The sequence below is a fragment of the uncultured Dialister sp. genome (genome assembly GCF_900541605.1).
Classification (GTDB): domain Bacteria; phylum Bacillota; class Negativicutes; order Veillonellales; family Dialisteraceae; genus Dialister.
Genome location: NZ_UQKJ01000039.1, coordinates 1 through 15783, shown reverse-complemented (window position 1 = coordinate 15783; position 15783 = coordinate 1). Strand labels below are relative to the sequence as shown.

Here is a 15783-nt window from a genome sequence, read left to right as displayed (position 1 = left end):
TTTCGATTGTTCATATGTACTGTACCTCCAATTGAAGTATAGCACATAGATACATCGATTTAAAGTAAAGTAATTAATGTCGTTTACTATAGCTGTTAGCTCCTGGCTGCTAGGATGGCTCGATAGCCTACGGCACGAATGGCAGGTGGAAACATCGGATGGAAAGCGCCGCAGGCGAATCAGCCTTCCTGGCAGCTAGCCGCTAGTAGCTAGAAGCTCCATGCGAAAGACTCTACCCATCCGCTCCGAACAAAGTAGCTCGTCAAACCGCAATTGGGCGGATTGAGAAAAAATCTGCAAATTTCCCCCTTGACAGTCATAAATAACAGTGCTAAAGTTACTTACAACAAAGCGATGAAGAAAAGAGTAAGCGTCCTGAAGACGGCAAAGCGAGTCCGGAGAGTGCAAGCGGACACGGATAGGGAGCTGAAGTGCATTTCTGAGTTTGGAAGGTTGAAACAGCAGTAGGTCTTCCCGGGAGCTCCCGATACAGGGCCAGGGTTTGATAGAACCTCTTAAGGTATATCCGGTGACGGGTATATGAAATTGGGTGGAAACACGAAGCTATGGCTCTCGTCCCTTATGGGACGGGAGCTTTTTGATTTACAGAAGAAAGGATGAGAAACATGGGCAAGCTGATTGCAAAGGAACTGAATGAACTGAAATGGGGCCTGGCCGGCTGCCTTCTGTTCCTCGGAATTTCGGCTCCAGCGTACCGCCAGTTCTACAAAAAATAAGTCATTTCGCTGACAGGGATCCCATGGGGACACCGTCAAGGCAGGCAGGGGACAAAGCCCTGAGCCGCTGGAACCAAAGGACCTTGAGCAGCTTAACTATGGAGCAGGACGAAAGCCTGCATCCCCATGTTCCCGGCCGGGAAACCGGCCGGGGGACATATTTACAAAAATTCATCTACACAGGCAGGGAAGAAAGAGAGTACCTTTTCGAAAACGGCAAAGCGAGTCCGGCGGGTGGAAGCGGATACGGATAGAATGGGGAAGTGCATTTCAGAGCCGATGGCTGAACTGACAGTAAGCCATACCGGGAGACGCCCGTTACAGCGCAGGGGTACAGGGAAAATTTCCCTTAGAAGTACTTCTTGAGACTGCAGCAGGTGACTGCTTGGTGAAGTTGGGTGGAACCACGATATCTATCGTCCCGAAAGAATTTTATTCTTTCGGGATTTTTTATATTCGATGAAAAGGTGATTCTTATGAAGTTATCAGTTTGGAAAAAGGCAGCAATTCTTGGAGCAGCAGTGGTATTGACGGCAGGCGTATTTGCGGGATGCGGGAACAGCCAGCAGGCGGAATCGGCAAAATCAGCCAATGGAAAAACACCGGTGAAAACACTGATTTCCAGTAATGAGCCACCACTTAACTGGAAAGATGAAGATGGAAAGCTTCATGGATATGAATACGAAATTCTGCTGGAAGTCAACAAGAAATTGAAAGACTACACGCTGGATATTGATGCAGTTCCGGATGAGACCGTGGATGTAATGATGGAATCCGGAGAAGCCAAGGTAGCAGCCGGTGGCTATTACAGTAACAAGCAGCGGCAGGAGCAGTTCCTCCTTCCGGAAAATCCGATTGGTGCCTCTTCCCTCATGATTTATGTCAGGAAAGGGGAAGCTTCGAAATATTCCAATCTGGAAGATGTGGTGAATGCCCACTTGAAGTTGGTACCGTTCTCACCAAATGGTGGGGCCTTCCGTATCATGACAGAATGGAATAATGCCCATGGCAATCCGCTTCCAGAAATCCCGGTGCAGGCAGATTTCTCACAGACAGAGCGGTTGAAAGGATTGGCAAGCGGACAGTTTGATGCACTGATCACACCCAATAATCTTGGCGTACTGGATCATGCCGCTAAACTGGGCATTGAAATCGAGACAGTTAAAGAACCGGTTAAGGTGAATAAGACCTATGTGCTGGTCAATAAGAATGAAGAAAAACTGGCACAGGAAATCAATGAGGCCCTGGGTGAACTCAGACAGGATGGAACATTAGCAAAGATTTCCGAAAAATATTATAAAGATGATCTTTTTAAACTTTTGAAAGACTGATTACAGCAGGCATGCTACAAAGGAGTTGTTTTTCATGAATACACTGATTGAACTGGATGGATTAAAAAAGAGCTTTGGAAGCAAAGAAGTCATACATCACGTATCTTTTTCTGCGGAAAAGGGAGAAGTTATTTCCATTCTTGGACCATCGGGTACAGGGAAAACAACCCTTCTCCGCTGCCTGAATTATCTGGAAGTTCCTGATTCCGGTGTGCTGCGGATTGGCGATGTGAAGGTTGATTTTTCCCATATCACCAAAAAGGAAGTGAAACAGCTGCGCCAGAAATCGACTATGGTGTTCCAGTCATTCAATCTGTTCAGAAATAAGACGGTTGTGGAAAATGTGATGACCGGGCTTATCTATGGCAAAGGAATGAAGAAAAAGGACGCCTATGAGATTGCCATGACGGAACTTGAAAAGGTCCATATGGATTCTTATAAGGATATGTATCCGGCAGAACTTTCCGGTGGTATGCAGCAGAGGGTGGGGATTGCCAGAGCCCTGGCACCACAACCGGAAGTTATTCTGTTTGATGAGCCTACATCTGCTCTGGATCCGGAACTGGTCGGTGAAGTACTTGATACGATTTCCGATATTGCCGGAAGAGGAATCACCATGATTATCGTGACCCATGAAATGAATTTTGCTAAGGATATTTCATCCCGGGTGCTCTTCATGAATGCCGGTTATGTTGTGGAAGAGGGCTCTCCAAAAGAGATCTTCTATCATCCGAGGCAGGAAGAAACAAGACTTTTCCTCCGCCGTATGATCCATCGTGAGCCGGAATTTGCAGTGTAAGGAGGGGACAGGATTGCTTACATTCAGTATTTCTTATTTCCTGGAAGTTCTCCCGAAGCTGCTTTCGGCGATACCATTTACCTTTGAAGTTATCGTGGTATCTGCTGTTCTTTGTATCCTGGCGGGGATACTTGTTTCCATTATTCGAATTCTCAGGATTCCGATTCTCATGCCGATAACAGACGTATGGCTTTCCTTTGTGAGGAGCATGCCTTTTGTGCTTCTCCTTTTTCTTTCCTATTTTCTGGTTCCTTTCCTGCTGAAAGCCAGCGGCCTTGTCCAGGGAAGCCTCAATAAGATTATTTATGTTTACATTACCATGGTATTTGCCTATGCTCCGGTAATCGCAGAGATCATAAGACCCGCTTATTTTTCAATTGAAAAAGGACAGAAGGAAGCAGCTGAAGTTTTTGGAATGACGCCAGCGCAGGAAATAGTGCAGGTCGTTATGCCGCAGATGATTCCAACCGTTCTTCCGCTGCTGGTGAACCAGGTGATTGAGATTGTCAAAGATACTTCTCTCATGTATATGATTGGCCTTATGGACCTTATGGGGAGGGCAAATCTCATTATTACAGTCCACCAGGGGATAGGGAAACTGGAAAGTTATCTGGCGGTTGCCATTTTGTACTGGGTGATGATTGCGGTACTTGAATCACTGATGAAGTACCTGGAAAATCGGCAAACCCGTATTCTGAACAGGAGGGTATCATGAGTATCGATGGAAATGCTGTAATAGATGCCTTTTTTTATATTCTGAAGGCTGTTCCCAATACCCTTTTCATGGCGGCCGTTACTCTTGTCGGTGGGATTGTTCTGGGAGCACTGGTGGCAGTAATCAGAATCGGGCACCATCGCATATTAAATCCGATTCTGGCAGTATGGGTTTCTTTTACCCGTTCTGTACCGGCCATTGTACAGATTTTTATAGCTTACTACACCATCCCTTTTCTGATGGCTCCGGTGCTCAGTGCTTTTTATGGCAGGGAAATTAAATTTTTCGACGTGAGTCCCTATTGGACCGGCTATATTCTTTTCATACTGTTTCATGCGGCTTTTCAATCGGAGAATATCCGGGGTGCTTTGCTTTCAGTTCCCCGCGGGCAGTATGAAGCAGCTGTAGCCATGGGATTATCTCCTTTCATGGCTTACAGGAGAATTGTATTTCCCCAGGCTTTGACTGTAGTGCTCCCTACTTTTTTTACCTATTATCTTCACGCAATCAAAGGAATTTCACTGTTATTTACCATCAAAATTGTGGATATTTTTTCGGCGGCCAACCTGTTTGCTGCCCTGTACAGCCGCAGGACGGAGCCCTATATTGCGGATGCTGTTATTTATTGGGGCCTTTGCATTATCCTGACCTTTATTTTTAATCGTTGGGAAGCGGCGCTGAGAAAACGCGGAATGAGTGCAAACTGATTTCTTTGGAGGGATTATGATGAATAGAGAAGAACGAGTAAGAGCGGTGGTAGATGGAAAGGAACCGGATCGGGTCCCTGTATCTGTATGGTTTCATTTTTCTAAGTATGATCAGGATCTGGTTTCTCTTGCAGATGCGGAAGCATCATTTGTTGATACCTATGATTTCGATTTTATCAAAATGATGCCTTTTGGAAACTATGGAATCCAGGATTTTGGGGCCAAGCTTAATATTTACTGCCAGACCGGCAAGCCAGTTACACTGGCCAGACCGGGCATTACCGATAGAGAAGGATATAAAATATTGGAACCGATCTCAGGGCTCCAGGGCACTTATGGCAAACAGGTAGAATTTGCCAGACTTCTGGCAAAAAAAGTGTCTCCCCATACACCGATTATCCAGACTATTTTCAGCCCGCTTACGACGCTTCATAAGCTGACAGGTGGGAAAGTCCTGGAAGACCTGAAGCTGTATCCGGAAGAAGTACACCATGCTTTGTCGGTCATTGCTGCAGTTACCAATGATTTTATCCAGTATAATATTGAGGCTGGAGTCGATGGCTTTTTCTTCGCTACCCAGGATGCAAGGAAAGAGCAGCTCAGCCTGGAAGAATTCAAAAAATTCGGCGAATTTTATGACCTCCAGATCATGGACAGTTACGTTAAAAAAACATGGTTCAATGTAGTTCATATCCATGGTCTGGATGTATATTACGAAGAAATATTCAATAAATATCCGGCAGCTGTTCGGAATACGGCGCCATCTCTTAAAGAGGCCAGAAAATTGACAGAGAAACCATTCCTTGCCGGTATCAGGGCGGCAACAAAAGTAGTGGATGGAAAGGAAGTACGGGATGATATAGTGAAAGATGGTACGCCGGAAGAGATTATCGCCCATATTCATGAAGCCATTGCCGAAGTAGATGGGAAAGGGCTTATGATTGGACCGGGCTGCGTGGTAGCACAGGATTGCAGTGATGAGAATTTAAGGGCGGTCAGAAAAGCGGTAGAATTAGGGTGAAGATATGAATATCCTTGCAGCCATAGCCGTTTCGATGGTGCTGGCAGTGATGCCATTGATTTCTTATGCAGATGATAAGGCAGATGTTGGAATTATGCAGAAAAAGCCATTAATTATTATGGACCAGGGCAGCTTCACCGTCGGGGGGCGGGTGATTAAAGAGTCCGGCACCTACGATGAGTCCCATGCCCTGTCTCCTGCGGGGCAGGAGAAACATGTGGATCAGGGGTATGTCTTTTACCAGGTACCGGCGAATGCGAAGAAGGTAAGTCTTGTATTCCTCCACGGCGCCGGCCAGAGTGGCGCTTCCTTTGAAACTACGCCGGACGGGCGGGAAGGATTCCAGACGATTTTTCTCCGAAAGGGGTATCCGGTGTACCTTATGGACCAGCCCCGCCGGGGCCGCGCCGGTACTTCCGGTGTGGAAGGAACAGTAAAACCTGTGGCCGATGAAGCCCTCTGGTTTGATATCTTCCGGTTCGGCCATTACCCGAAGTACTTCGATCATGTACAGATTCCCCACACCAAAGAGGCGGAGGAGCAGTTCTGGCAGAAGGGAACACCCAATACGGGGGCCTTTGATCCAAAGCTTGCGGCCCAGGCCCTTTCGGCAGCCGTGGACCGGGCGGGGCCATCGGTTCTTGTGACCCATTCCCAGGGAGGCCTGCCGGGATGGCTGGGGGCTATGGAAAACGGAAAAGTGAGGGCCATCATTGCCCTGGAACCGGGGGTGGGCTTCGTATTTCCCAAAGAAGAAGCACCGGCGCCCCTCACTTCTTCCAGTCCCTTCGGTCCCCTGGCCCCGTATCCCGTGGAAATGGAAGAATTTCTAAAGCTCACAAAGATTCCGATTCTCATGATTTTCGGGGATAATATTCCGGAAAAGCCCAGCCCCCACGGTGGGGAAGACAACTGGCGGGTACGGCTCCAGGAGGCGCGGCTCATGGCGGAGGCCATCAACCGCCACGGCGGCCATGCCGAGGTACTGCACCTGCCGGATATCGGTATTTATGGCAATACCCATTTCCTCTTTGAAGACAGGAATAATGGGCAGATTGCGGATATCATGGAAAAGTGGCTGGAAAAGGTGCTGTGATATTTCAGTTTGCCCCGCTGTTGGTATTCGGTGTTGACGGATAGAGTCACTCGTACGGGGCTGTTAGCTTCTAGCGGCTAGCAGCCAGGAAAACTGATTCGACTGCGGCGCTTTCCACTAGATATTTCCGCCAGTCATTCGTGCCGTAGGCTGTAGAGCTTTCCTAGAAGCCCCGCTCGAATGACTCTATCCGTAAGCTTCGCTCTAACAGCTCGACAAACCGCAATTGGTTGAATCGCTCCATACCATGGCCACTTTCCTATTGACATCGCCGCCTATCCATGATAGTGTATTCATATAGATAAAATGCAATGAAGAAAAGAGTAGTCAGCGGATGACGGCTTAGCGAGTCCGGAGAGTGAAAGCGGATACGGATAGGCTGATGAAGTGCATTTCCGAGCACGGCGGGTTGAAAAAGAGTAGGCCTTCCCGGGAGCTCCCGATACAGGGCAGGGGTTTGATAGAACTCTCAAAGGTATATCCGGTGACGGATATACGAATTTAGGTGGAATCGCGGGTCTCCCGTCCTGAACAGGACGGGGGCCTTTTTGTTTTACATCATCCATGACGAGGAGGAATACCTATGAAAAAATCTTTAAAAATTGCATCCATTGCCCTGGCTTCCCTGCTGGCAGCCGGCGTTTTCGCAGGCTGCGGCGGTGACCAGAAAGCGGCTTCTTCCAAAGCTGCAGCAGCTGCTGACGGAAAGACCAGCGTGAAACTGGTCCTGTCCAGTACGGAAAGGCCGCTGTCCTGGGCCGATGAAAACGGCAAACTTCAGGGCTATGAATATGATATCTGGCAGGAAGTAAATAAGAACCTGAAGGATTACCATCTGGACATCCAGGCAGTTCCACCGGAAACACAGGATGTGATGATGGAATCGGGAGATGCCAAGGTGGCTTCAGGCGGTTACTACCGGACTCCCAGAAGGGAACAGGATTATATCGTCCCCAAGACACCAATCGGCGTTTCTTCCGTCATGGTTTACATGTCCAGGGAAAATGCACAGAAATACCATAGCCTGGAAGACGTCATCAAGGGCGGCGGCAAGCTGGTACCGAATACGCCAAACGGCGGCATTTACAAGGTTCTCACGGACTGGAACAAGGCCCATGACAATATCATGAAAGAAGTGCCCATCCAGGATGGCCTTACGCCGGCAGAACGATTGACATCTCTGAAGAATGGCCAGTACGATGCCCTGGTATATCCAAACAATCTGGGGGTAGAAGATATTGCCAAGGCCATGAACTTTGATATCGTAGCTCTTGATAAGCCCATCAAAGTTAATGAGACCGTGGTTATCGTGAATAAGAATGAACAGAAGCTGGCAGATGAAATCGAAGCGGCTTTGGAGAAGCTCTCCAAAGATGGCACGCTGCAGAAGATTTCCGAAAAATGGTATCACCGGAATCTCTTCGACCAGCTGAATGAAGCGCAGGCAGAAGCGGGCAAGTAATGGCGTACTGACATTGCCCTATATATATGTAATATAATATAAGGGGCTGCAGGAATGGGAACCCATTTCCGCAGCCCTTAACAGTTTGGTGCGTACGTATTGCGAGTTTCCACTCTTGATGCAGGAATGGGGCGTAAGGGCAATAGGTTGGCGGCGCTGCGCCTGCTGTCCAGGTGCTTCAGCGATGCTTCGCTTGCTGAAGCGGGGGCATAAGGTTCATAGGCTGCATTCGTTGGCGTGTCCATCTTATGGATCCAGTGCAAAGCACCTGCAGCCCTAAGCCTGTCCATCCGATCGGTTGTCCACTGGAAATTCTCAATGGCCCATACTGATTTGAAAAGTGAATAAATAGCTGGAATTTGCGGCGCTATATGAATTGTGCGCCGTACCTTTACTCCGAACTCTTCATTCCTCACTGACAACAGTCAATTTAAGTGTCAAAATGGGGAGCTCGCTTATTTATACCAAGGAGGTTTTCTATGGATACCAAACTTGAAAAATATATTTCCCATCTCCAGGGAGTGGTCCGCATTCCCACTGTTTCTTCGGTAAACGATGAACATACGGACTGGTCCCAGTTTGACCGGCTCCACCGGTACATGCAGGAGGCCTGGCCCCTGGTGTTTGAAAAGATGGAGCTCACGGCCATCGGCAAGGCGAGCCTCCTTTTCCACTGGAAATCGGAAAGCCGGAAGAAGGATCCCGTTCTTTTCATGGCCCACCAGGACGTGGTACCGGCAATTCACGAGGAGCAGTGGAGCCATCCGCCCTTTGGCGGGGACCTGGCCGATGGCTGCCTCTGGGGCCGGGGCGCTGAGGATTGCAAGTCCGTGCTGACGGCTGAACTGGATGCCATAGAAGAACTGCTGGAGGAAGATTTCAGGCCGGATTTTGATATATACCTGTCCTTCGGGCACAATGAGGAGGTGCAGTGCAGCCCCGATAAGAAAGGGTCCGTTCTCACGGCAAAATACCTGAAGGAGAAGGGGGTGCACCTGGCCTGCGTCTTCGATGAAGGGGGCAATGTGGAACTGGGGGAGGACGGAAATCCGCCGCTGGCCCTGGTGGGTATGGCGGAAAAGGCACCCAATGAATTCGTCCTCTACAAAGATGGTGCCGGCGGCCATGCCAGCAAACCGGGCCGGGGGACGGTGCTGGGAGACGTGGCCCGGGCCATGGCGGCCGTGGAAGCCCATCCCATGCCCTATCGCCTGACGCCATTGGTGAAAGCCCATCTCAAAGCGGTAGCGCCGCTGCAGGATAAGGAAAGGCGGCATGTGGTGAGCCATCCGAAGAAGAACTGGAAGCAACTGGTGAAGCTGGCAAAGAATGACCGCATCACCGATGCCCTCCTTCATACCACCTTCGCCGTTACCATGGCGGAAGGCAGCAGCCAGGCGAATGTGCTTCCTTCCCATGCAGAGGCCACCCTGAGCGTGCGGATTCTTCAGGGAGATACGGTGGATTCTGTGAAGGCCTATCTGGAGTCCATCATGCCTGACGGGGTGCAGGTGAAGGCGTCTTATGCGGAAAATCCCCATCCCGCCGGCAGCGTGGACAGCCCGATCTTTGGCCTTCTCTCTGATACGATTCATGAGGTCTATGGAAAGGATACGGTGGTGGCGCCAAACCTTATGCTGGGAGCCACGGATTCCCGGAATTATTCGGAGGTCTGCGATCATATATTCCGCTTCACCGGCCGGGTAAGAACACCGGAATGGGGTGAAGCCCACCAGGTGGATGAACGGATGCCGGTGGACCGTCTGGACAGGCCGGTAAAGTTCATCAAGACGTTCCTGGAAAAATACCGGGAACAGTGAGAATATTGCGGTTTGTCGAGCTGATGTGTTCGGCGCAGATGGGTAGAGCCATTCGCATGGAGCTTCTAGCTGCTAGGAAGGCTGATTCGCCTGCGGCGCTTCCAACAGTTTCCATCAGCTAACCTCAGCCCCGTGGGCAGCGTCAGTTGACAAAAGGAAGGCGCTTTGATGTGCAGAAAAAGCGCCAACTTGCAACTGACTCGGAGGTCCTCTGCAGGACCTCCGCCTTCCAAGGAAGGAGCCTCGTTTTGAGTCAATTTCACGTTTTAGGAGTAGAGTCTTTAGGACTCCAATCGCGGCGGAGCCGCTGGTCGTTAGCCTCCTTCCTCGGGAAGGAGGTGGCGCCGTCAGGCGACGGAGGTTAGCTGTTGGGGGCGCCGCAGGCTGTCGAGCTTTCCTGGCAGCTAGAGGCTAGCAGCTAGAAGCCCCGCACGAATGACTCTACCCGTAAGCTTCGCTCTAACAGCTCACCGCAATTCTTTCTTTTATCCCTGTTTCTCAATCTCATAGGGCCAGTCCAGGATACCGCCCATGTCGCGGACGTCGGTGTAGCCCAGTCCTACCAGCTTATTGGCCGCTTTTTTGCTGCGGACGCCGGAACGGCAGTATACGATGACCGGTGCTTTCTTGTCCGGCAGCTTTTCCGTGACCGATTCATCGATGGTTCCCAGGGGAATGAGTTTTGCTGTGGGCACGTGGCCTTCGCTGTATTCCGAAGGCTCCCGGACGTCGATGACCGTGATGTGGTCTTTCAGGATCATTTCATGACCCGCTTCTGCCGTGATTTTGTGATAGGCATCGGAAGCAGAGGAACCGCAGCCGCCAAGAAAGACGAGAGGAATGAGCAGGGCAAAGCAGAGGAAAAACAGATGGTGCATGGGAATACCTCCTTTTGATAATAAGGTCAAGTTTGCGCTGACAGATAGAGATATTCGTGCGGGGGCTTCTAGCTGCTAGCTACTAGCGGCTGGGAAAGCTCTACAGCCTGCGGCACGAATGACTGGCGGAAATACCAGATGGTAAGCGCCGCAGGCTGGCCAGCTTTCCTGGCAGCCCCGTGCCAAATGACTCTAATCGTAAGAATGCAGAACAGCGCAGCAGGGGCCTTCAGGAATGGTGGAAGGAGAAGAAGCTCTTCACCTTTTGCCAGAAGGACTGGATTCTTGAAATTTTTACGGTCTTTGGAGCGATCTGGCGGTGGGCAGCCTGGCGGACGAGCTGCATGTTCCGGTGGGCGGTACGGGTCACGATGCGGGGCGGCGGGGTGAAAGTCTTTTCACTTTTGCCGGCGGTGGTGTTCCTCATGGAAGGGAGCGCCCGGTGGGCGGCATGGATAGTCCGCTTCTGGTGGCTCCGGTCCACCACTTTGAATGTGATTTCTTCCTTATCCCGGTTCCGTGGGCTGGCTGCAGGTGTCTTTGGTGCCGGTTTCTGGGGAGCCGGTTTCTGGGGACCGTCGGGGATGATCTGCCCCGTTTTCAGATCGAACTTTGCAAATCCCGGCTTTGCGCTGAAAGGATTGTCATCGAAATCATGGGCCCTTACCGGGTTCGTCTCCATCCGGAGCACCGGTGGCTCTTTTCCTTCGGCAGCCGCTTTCCTGGCTTCTTCCCGCTTCAGCTGGTTCATGAGCCGATTCCTGGCCCTGGGGTCGAAGGCCGGTTCTTCGGTGGCCCAGAAGCCGGACTGCTGGATATTTCTTTTATCAAGATCATAGGAAATCCGGGCACCGCAGCGGGTGCAGCGGATGGTGCCTTTCCTTTTCTTCACGTCTAAATCAAATAAAGTCAGTTTCTGCCCGCAGGCGTGGCAGATGAGCGTAAATGCCATATAAAAAGACCTCCTCATATGTAAGTATAATGGAGGAGCGGAAGATGGTAAAGGGGCGGGCACCGAGGGGTTTGCATTCTTACGGATAGAGCCAACCCTTTGGGGCAGCTGGAAGTTTCAGAGATGTGATGCCAGCCGTAAGAATGCAAAACCGCCGTTTGTCTCCGTTCATTTCACATATCTCCGGTTTCATGCTAAAATAAAACTATATTGCATATAATCAATACTTTTTACTTATATAAAGGAGAACTTCCGGACTATGTTCAGTCAGATACAGGGCCTGTTCATGACCATGCGGCTGTGGGATATTCTCGATATCCTGGTGGTTGCCTTTTTCTTATATCGCATATACATACTGATCCGGGACACCCGGGCCACGGCGCTCCTGAAGGGGCTTGTGTTCCTCGGTATCCTTACGGTGCTGGCAGGATGGCTGCAGCTCCATGTGGTCAGCTGGATACTCGATAAGCTCATGACCGTGCTCATCGTGGCACTGCCGGTGGTGTTCCAGCCGGAACTCCGGCGGGCCCTGGAGCAGATCGGCCGTGGAAAATTCTATGTGTCCTCCCGGGTGATGAATGAGGTGGAATGGGATCACGTCATCGATGATGTGGTGTCTGCCACCATGACCATGTCCGCCAATAAGATCGGCGCCCTCATCGTCTTTGAACGGAGCGTGGGTCTGGACGACCGCATCGATACGGGCATCCGCATCGAAGGCCTTGTGTCCAAGGAACTTCTTGGAAATATTTTTATCGTCAATACGCCGCTCCACGACGGGGCTGTCATTATCCGTGAAAACCGGATCATGGCGGCGGGATGCCTCCTGCCCCTGACCCGTGACCATAACCTGTCCACGGAACTGGGCACCCGCCATCGGGCGGCCATAGGCATGTCCGAGCAGGCGGACTGCGTCATCGTGGTGGTCAGTGAGGAAACGGGCATCGTTTCCTATACCTATGGCGGCCATATTTACCGCGGCCAGGATGCGGAGAGCCTGAAGAACATCCTTCGGAATTACCTTGTTCAGAGCAAGCCGAAGGGCGTCTCCGACATGCTGCAGAAATGGAGGCCTTTGAAATGAAATATACCAGATATGAATGGTGGCTTCCGAAACTGCTCTGCCTCATCGCTGCCTGCGCCCTGTGGGTGTACGTGATGAATGAGCAGAACCCCATGGTGGAAAATATGTATACCGTACCGGTGGAAACGAGAAACCTGGACCGGTCCCTGGTGGCTACGAACGTCCCCTCCACGGTGAAAGTGAAGGTCCGTATGTCCAGAAGCGACATGATTTACATGCGGGCCGATAACATCAAGGCCTACGTGGACCTGGCGGGCATTACGGACGGCGATTATCCGAATACCCTGATTCACGTGTCCGTCCCCGGCGATGAGACCGTGGTATCCGTGACGCCGAAGACCTTTGACCTGGTGGTGGATACCTATGCGGTCAAGACGCTCCCCGCCAACGTGCAGATTTTCGGTACGCCGGAGGCTAACTTCTCCGTGGTAAGCAATAAGGTCACCCCTGATACCATTACTATTGCCGGCAGCTCTTCCAAAATCGCGAAGGCGGACCGGGCGGTGGTGTCTGTCAATATTTCCGGCAAGAACAAGAGCTTTACTGAATTCGACAGTGTCAATATCCTGGATGCCGACGGCAACACGGTAACGGGCCTCGATATCATGCCGAGCCAGGTAAAAGTGGCGGTGAAGATGAAAGAGGAAACGAAGCTTGGAAATCTTCCTATCAAAATAGAAACAAAGGGGGAACCGGCCAAGGGTTACAAGGTCGGTAAGATCACCGTAACCCCGCCGGTGGCTACGCTGACGGCCCCCATTTCCTATTTTGAAAATCACCGTACCGTGGATCTGGATCCCATCGACGTCACCGGAGCCAGCAAGGATATCCAGACTCTGGTGAATGTACCGGTACCCACCGGAGGCAGCGTGGCGGTGCCGAAGGTGACGGTGAAGATAGAAATCGACGAGGCCTGAGGGAAAGAAAGATTTGAGAATTGAGTGAAGAGAATTGAGGTCTGGTGGCTTTACCGCGATATTTCAGTATATCGAGCTGTTGGGCGGCGCTGATGGATAGAGTCATTCGTGCAGGGCTTCTAGCTGTTAGCTGCTAGCTTCTAGAAAAGCTGGCCAGCCTGCGGCGCTTCCAACGGCACCCCTCCACCGCAAGCGGTCTCCCTCCCCTCTAAAGAGGGGAGGTTGGGGTGCTTTGGCGGCTTCGCCGCAGTTGGAATCCTAACGACTCTAGCCATAAAACGTGCAATTGACTCTGCAGGAGGCTCCTTCCTCGGGAAGGAGCTGCCCACGGGGCTGAGGATAGCTGATGGGAAATGTTGGAAGCGCCGCAGGCGGATCATCCTTCCTAGCTGCTAGTCGCTAGAAGCTAGGAGCTCCATGCGAGTGACTCCATCCGCAAGCATGCCAACCGCCAAACCCCAACAGCTCTACAAACCGCAATTTGTCCTTTGGAATCACTTGCCAAACATCTACAGCTCTTACTTGACTTAAAATCCCTTTCGATGTATGATTTGAAAGTTATTTCAAGAAATTTTTGGGAGGAACTAGAATGGTTACACTATTTGGTACCGATGGCGTCCGTGGACTGGTCAATTCCACACTTATGCCGGAGCTGGCATACCAGCTGGGCAGGGCAGCCGGTGCTTATTTCTGCAAAACAAAAGGGGACCACCGTTTCCTGATCGGCATGGATACCCGTATTTCCGGCTCCATGCTGACCGCAGCCCTTTCGGCGGGCCTCTGCGCATCCGGCGTGAACGTGGATATTGTGGGTGTCATTCCGACCCCTGGCATTGCATACCTGACCAAAACCGAAGGATACGATGCGGGCGTCGTGATTTCCGCATCCCACAATCCTTTCCCGGACAACGGTATCAAGTTCTTTGACCGGAACGGCTATAAGCTGCCGGACAGGACGGAGGAAGAAATCGAAAATATCCTCCGCCACGATGAAGATATCGTTCGTCCTACGGGCGATGGCATCGGTGTTATCGAAGACCATCCGGAACTGGCTGAAAAATACCGGAACTACGTGAAATCCACGGTCCATGGGGACTTTAGGGGCATGAAAATCGTGACGGACTCCGCCAACGGTGCGGCCAGCAATTTCCTCCCGGGCATCCTTTCTGAACTGGGAGCGGAAGTGGTTCCGATCTTCCATGAACCTAACGGCGTCAATATCAACAACGGCTGCGGTTCCACCCACATCGAAACCCTCCAGAAAAAAGTGGTGGCGGAAGGGGCGGACTGCGGCATTGCCAACGATGGCGATGCGGACCGCTGCCTGTTCGTAGATGAAAAGGGGCAGGTCCTGGATGGGGACCACCTCATGGTCATCAATGCACTGCAGATGAAAAAGGAAGGCCGCCTGAACGACAATATGGTGGTAGGTACCGTCATGAGCAACCTTGGCTTCGGCAAGGCTCTCAAAAAATACGGCTGCCAGACCGTTTCCACGAAAGTAGGGGACCGGTATGTACTGGAAGAAATGCTGAAGCATAACTACTCCATCGGCGGCGAACAGTCGGGCCACATTATTTTCCCGGAATTCAATACCACCGGCGACGGCCTCATCACCGCTGTACAGACTCTCATGGTTCTCCGGGACAGCGGCAAGAAGCTGTCTGAACTGAACGGTCTCATGACCACGTACCCCCAGATCCTGAAGAACGTGGAAGTGTACAGCAAGAATGGCTGGGAAGACAATGAACTGATCCAGGACTCCATCAAAGCAGGAGAAGAGGAACTGGGTGCCGATGGCCGTATCCTGGTCCGCGCTTCCGGTACGGAACCTCTCATCCGCGTCATGGGGGAAGGCAAGGAACTGAACCAGCTGGAACGGATCGTGGATGACATCGCTTCTGTGGTGGAACACGAGCTGGGCGTAAATAATGACTGATTGAACGTAAGTGGAACCCGTGAAAATGAGCATTCATTTTCACGGGTTTTATAATGGGCAAATCGGAATATTGCGGTTTGTAGAGCTGATGGAAATTTGCTGTTTGGCATGCTGACGGTTGGAGTCATAGCCTTGAGCTTTGAGCCTTGGGCCTTGAGCTGGACAGCCGCTTCGCGGCGGATTTGTGCGCTGACGGGTAGAGTCATTCGCGAGGAGCTTCTAGCTGCTAGCGGCTAGCTGCCAGGAAGGCTGATTCGCCTGCGGCGCTTTCAACAGTTTCCATCAGCTAACCTCAGCCCCGTGGGCAGCGTCGGGCTACTAAAAG

General features: G+C 51.3%; 13 protein-coding genes and 1 other annotated feature. Of the genes, 11 read left to right on the top strand and 2 right to left on the bottom strand.

From position 1 onward, the window contains the following. The first annotated feature begins 1213 nt into the window (after positions 1–1213). The 8 genes from QZR21_RS04240 to QZR21_RS04205 all read left to right on the top strand — a co-directional run bounded on the left by QZR21_RS04240 (position 1214) and on the right by QZR21_RS04205 (position 9688). On the top strand, positions 1214–2068 hold the full coding sequence (locus tag QZR21_RS04240; protein WP_296099649.1) for a transporter substrate-binding domain-containing protein: 855 nt from the start codon (positions 1214–1216) through the stop codon (positions 2066–2068). A 34-nt stretch (positions 2069–2102) separates the two neighbouring features. Then, positions 2103–2867 (top strand): amino acid ABC transporter ATP-binding protein, encoded by a 765-nt coding sequence (locus tag QZR21_RS04235; protein WP_296099648.1) that lies wholly within the window; start codon positions 2103–2105, stop codon positions 2865–2867. Positions 2868–2880: 13 nt separating this feature from the next. Further along, on the top strand, positions 2881–3582 hold the full coding sequence (locus QZR21_RS04230) for an amino acid ABC transporter permease (protein ID WP_296099643.1): 702 nt from the start codon (positions 2881–2883) through the stop codon (positions 3580–3582). Then, positions 3579–4289, top strand: coding sequence for an amino acid ABC transporter permease (locus QZR21_RS04225; RefSeq protein WP_296099640.1), 711 nt, complete (start codon positions 3579–3581; stop codon positions 4287–4289). Before QZR21_RS04230 ends, QZR21_RS04225 begins: the two co-directional genes overlap by 4 nt. A 16-nt stretch (positions 4290–4305) precedes the next feature. Continuing rightward, the gene (locus tag QZR21_RS04220) at positions 4306–5310 is read left to right on the top strand and encodes a uroporphyrinogen decarboxylase family protein (protein WP_296973928.1); all 1005 of its coding nucleotides are present in this window, start codon (positions 4306–4308) and stop codon (positions 5308–5310) included. A gap of 4 nt (positions 5311–5314) precedes the next feature. Further along, positions 5315–6406, top strand: coding sequence for an alpha/beta fold hydrolase (locus QZR21_RS04215; protein WP_296099634.1), 1092 nt, complete (start codon positions 5315–5317; stop codon positions 6404–6406). A 302-nt stretch (positions 6407–6708) separates the two neighbouring features. Beyond that, positions 6709–6939: a binding site (T-box leader), on the top strand. Positions 6940–6989: 50 nt separating this feature from the next. Next, entirely contained in the window at positions 6990–7868 is an 879-nt protein-coding gene (locus tag QZR21_RS04210; protein WP_296099631.1) for a transporter substrate-binding domain-containing protein, read from the top strand. A 479-nt stretch (positions 7869–8347) separates the two neighbouring features. Then, positions 8348–9688 (top strand): M20/M25/M40 family metallo-hydrolase, encoded by a 1341-nt coding sequence (locus tag QZR21_RS04205; protein ID WP_296973924.1) that lies wholly within the window; start codon positions 8348–8350, stop codon positions 9686–9688. Positions 9689–10173: 485 nt separating this feature from the next. On the opposite strand, the gene QZR21_RS04200 is transcribed toward QZR21_RS04205, so the two are convergent. Both QZR21_RS04200 and QZR21_RS04195 read right to left on the bottom strand, forming a co-directional pair. After that, positions 10174–10566 (bottom strand): rhodanese-like domain-containing protein, encoded by a 393-nt coding sequence (locus QZR21_RS04200; RefSeq protein WP_296973921.1) that lies wholly within the window; start codon positions 10564–10566, stop codon positions 10174–10176. Between the two features lie 229 nt (positions 10567–10795). Beyond that, a complete protein-coding gene (locus tag QZR21_RS04195) occupies positions 10796–11518 on the bottom strand; it encodes a hypothetical protein (protein ID WP_296973920.1) in 723 nt (240 codons plus the stop codon). A 259-nt stretch (positions 11519–11777) separates the two neighbouring features. Here QZR21_RS04195 and cdaA point away from each other — a divergent pair, with 259 nt between their 5' ends. The 3 genes from cdaA to glmM all read left to right on the top strand — a co-directional run bounded on the left by cdaA (position 11778) and on the right by glmM (position 15458). Beyond that, positions 11778–12602: a diadenylate cyclase CdaA gene (cdaA, locus tag QZR21_RS04190; protein ID WP_296098362.1), complete on the top strand. Its 825-nt coding sequence runs from the start codon at positions 11778–11780 to the stop codon at positions 12600–12602. Beyond that, entirely contained in the window at positions 12599–13519 is a 921-nt protein-coding gene (locus QZR21_RS04185; protein WP_296098365.1) for a YbbR-like domain-containing protein, read from the top strand. Before cdaA ends, QZR21_RS04185 begins: the two co-directional genes overlap by 4 nt. Before the next feature lie 589 nt (positions 13520–14108). Further along, complete coding sequence (glmM, locus tag QZR21_RS04180) at positions 14109–15458, top strand: phosphoglucosamine mutase (RefSeq protein WP_296098367.1); 1350 nt, start codon at positions 14109–14111, stop codon at positions 15456–15458. Positions 15459–15783 lie beyond the last annotated feature (325 nt).

What these genes read in the sequence shown, in the direction of transcription:
- QZR21_RS04215 (WP_296099634.1), top strand. Translation starts at nt 5,315, where the DNA reads ATGAATATCCTTGCAGCCATAGCCGTTTCGATGGTGCTGGCAGTGATG.
- glmM (WP_296098367.1), top strand. Translation starts at nt 14,109, where the DNA reads ATGGTTACACTATTTGGTACCGATGGCGTCCGTGGACTGGTCAATTCC.
- QZR21_RS04205 (WP_296973924.1), top strand. Translation starts at nt 8,348, where the DNA reads ATGGATACCAAACTTGAAAAATATATTTCCCATCTCCAGGGAGTGGTC.
- QZR21_RS04185 (WP_296098365.1), top strand. Translation starts at nt 12,599, where the DNA reads ATGAAATATACCAGATATGAATGGTGGCTTCCGAAACTGCTCTGCCTC.
- QZR21_RS04200 (WP_296973921.1), bottom strand. Translation starts at nt 10,566, where the DNA reads ATGCACCATCTGTTTTTCCTCTGCTTTGCCCTGCTCATTCCTCTCGTC.
- QZR21_RS04220 (WP_296973928.1), top strand. Translation starts at nt 4,306, where the DNA reads ATGATGAATAGAGAAGAACGAGTAAGAGCGGTGGTAGATGGAAAGGAA.
- QZR21_RS04235 (WP_296099648.1), top strand. Translation starts at nt 2,103, where the DNA reads ATGAATACACTGATTGAACTGGATGGATTAAAAAAGAGCTTTGGAAGC.
- QZR21_RS04240 (WP_296099649.1), top strand. Translation starts at nt 1,214, where the DNA reads ATGAAGTTATCAGTTTGGAAAAAGGCAGCAATTCTTGGAGCAGCAGTG.
- QZR21_RS04225 (WP_296099640.1), top strand. Translation starts at nt 3,579, where the DNA reads ATGAGTATCGATGGAAATGCTGTAATAGATGCCTTTTTTTATATTCTG.
- cdaA (WP_296098362.1), top strand. Translation starts at nt 11,778, where the DNA reads ATGTTCAGTCAGATACAGGGCCTGTTCATGACCATGCGGCTGTGGGAT.
- QZR21_RS04210 (WP_296099631.1), top strand. Translation starts at nt 6,990, where the DNA reads ATGAAAAAATCTTTAAAAATTGCATCCATTGCCCTGGCTTCCCTGCTG.
- QZR21_RS04195 (WP_296973920.1), bottom strand. Translation starts at nt 11,518, where the DNA reads ATGGCATTTACGCTCATCTGCCACGCCTGCGGGCAGAAACTGACTTTA.